This is a genomic window from Candidatus Hydrogenedentota bacterium, assembly GCA_035416745.1.
In the GTDB taxonomy this organism is placed as follows: Bacteria; Hydrogenedentota; Hydrogenedentia; order Hydrogenedentales; family SLHB01; genus UBA2224.
Genome location: DAOLNV010000159.1, coordinates 2012 through 4471 on the forward strand (window position 1 = coordinate 2012; position 2460 = coordinate 4471).

The window sequence follows — 2460 nt, forward strand, 5'->3', positions numbered from 1 at the left end:
CTCGGGATGGGCGATACGGTCAAGTGCCGGTACTGCGGCATGGTGTTTCCCAATGAGGAGTACGTGCCCAATCGTGCGAAGGTTCTGACCGCGCCCAGCGGTGCGGTTCAGGAGTACCGCTGGTACGAGAGCGAAGCGGGCCGCCAGTATTTCTTCGAGGCGCGCGCCTGGTACGACCAATGGGCATGGACGCAGCAGATGGCCTGGAAACTGGCCAATCTGTACGCCTTGACGGGCGGAAATGAATACGGCGACCGAGCCGCGATGATAGTCGGGCGTTATGCCCGGGTGTTTCCCGACTACGCCGTCCGCTTTGATTACCCGTTCCAGCCTGTGCGTTTCTGGCCTGCGGACCAGAAATGGCCCTACGACCCTGATATTGCCCCTTTTCGGGGCGCGAAATTCTATTGGTGGGGTTATCGCGACATTCCCAGCCGGCTCGCCATTGCCTATGACCTTCTCGCGGCGGGCGATTCCTTCGAGCGGATGAAGGAGATGCTTGGACCTGATATTCGGGCCCGTATCGAGCAGGATCTCATCCGGCTGGGCTACGAATTTGTCGCGGCGAATCCAGATGACTACACCAACATGTCGCCGGGCATGTATTGCGATATGGTGGTGGCCGGGCGCGTCATCGGCGACGCGGGGATGGTCCACGAGGCCGTGAACCGGACGCGCACCCTTGTTGAATCGCAGTTCTTCGCGGACGGGTGGTGGCGTGAATGCGCGCCGAGCTACCACTGGCAGACGGTCGGAGCGCTCGGAGAGGTTGTCAGGGTTGTTCACGGCTACAGCGATCCGCCGGAGTATCCGGGGCCGCGTTTTGAGAACGTGGACTTCGCGGAACTCATCCCGATGCTGGCCAAGGCACGGGAGGTGGGCCAGGAAGGGGTGCTGCCCAACGGCCGCTGCATGCCGGTCAATGACACGTGGTCTACCCACATGCAGGCGCCGCTTGGCGAATCGGTCTCGCGACTGTGGCCGCACATGGGGCACGCCGTTCTTGGCGCAGGCGCGGGCAACGCCCAGTTTCAGCTGCATATCAACTGGAACGCTTCGTATGGCCACACCCATATGGACACGGGCGCAATCCTGCTTTTTGCGCACGGGAAAGAATTGCTGTCCGACATTGGCTACACGCACACGCGTTACCGCAACTGGACCATTAATTCGGCCTCGCACAACATGGTTGTCGTGGACCAGCGGTCCCAGAGGCTCGGGTATGACCAGCCCGCCATGGCAGGCAACCTGCTGTTTTTTGACGATACGGACCCACATGTGCGAGTGGTCGACCTGGATGCCAGCCCCGCGTATCCCAGCTGTTCGGTGTATCGCAGGCGGCTCATCCATGTTCATGTGAACGAAGGGCAAGACTATTTCGTGGACTGTTTTGACGTCACAGGGGGCGAAACGCACGATTATTTTCTGCATGGTTGCGCAGATGAGCAAGGAGTCCTCGAAACAAGCATCGAACTGACCAGTCCGGTGCCGTCTCTCGTGCCGGATTGGGGAGGGACGCGTCCGCATACCGGTGAAGATTGCGTGGACACCAGCGGAGAGAAGCATCATCCCTACGTGTTCTTGCGAAACATCCTGTCGGCGGCATGCGGCGGCCCTGTGCGCATCACGTGGCGTTACGGCGACACGGGCCTGATGACTTTTCTGTTTCCCGAGGACGCCTCCACCGCGTACCGGTTCCAATCCCCCGCTATCCGGCCGGCGGACGAGGTTGACCAGAATCTCGAACAGCATCTTATGGACGGATTCATGCTTCGCCACACGGGCGGGGCCAGCCGGTTCGTCGCAGTGCACGCACCTTTCAAGACTCACGAATGGGTTTCCGGCGTGACCCTGAATGACGGCGAGGTGACAGTCCAGCGGGGAACCGTCCAAGACAGCATCGTGGTCAACGGGGAGGGTATCGCGGTCACATCATCGGAAGGCTGGGGCTACGCCATGGGTGAGCCTGTGAAAGGCGGCGTGGAGAGTATCGTTGAACAGGCTGGCGAGGCCACTATCGTGTGCGACCGCGAGGCGCCCCCCGCTGGAATCGTCAGGCTGGAGTTCGGGGGCGCCCGTACGATGTGCTTGCGGACTGCCCGCATCGAGGGCAATCGCATCGTCCTTGCTGAGAACCCCGGGTTCGACTTTGACGCGGCGGCGGGGCGGACGTCGCTGCGGTTTCATCCCCGCGAAACGATTCCCGGACCCATCACATGGACCATCTGGCGATAAGAAAGCCGGCGCAACGGGGATGGCATCATACGTGAAACGCTCGCGCCACTTCTTAGACGAAGACGGACCCCAAGTCGCCGGATAACACGACGATTGCGGAAACTCACACAGAGGCACAAAGGACGCGGAGGAAATGGCGCCCGCGCCGAAGCGAAATCTGCTCAATGTCCCCGTTTATGATGCGGGAAATGCCGTCCCTCATCAAAGCCTCGCCGAAGTCGAGTA

General features: G+C 61.0%; 1 protein-coding gene. It reads left to right on the plus strand.

Translation table 11 applies throughout. The features are described 5' to 3' along the window. A partial coding sequence (locus PLJ71_22485; GenBank protein HQM51456.1) for a heparinase II/III family protein occupies positions 1–2235 on the plus strand: 2235 nt, incomplete at its 5' end. Positions 2236–2460: the final 225 nt, after the last annotated feature.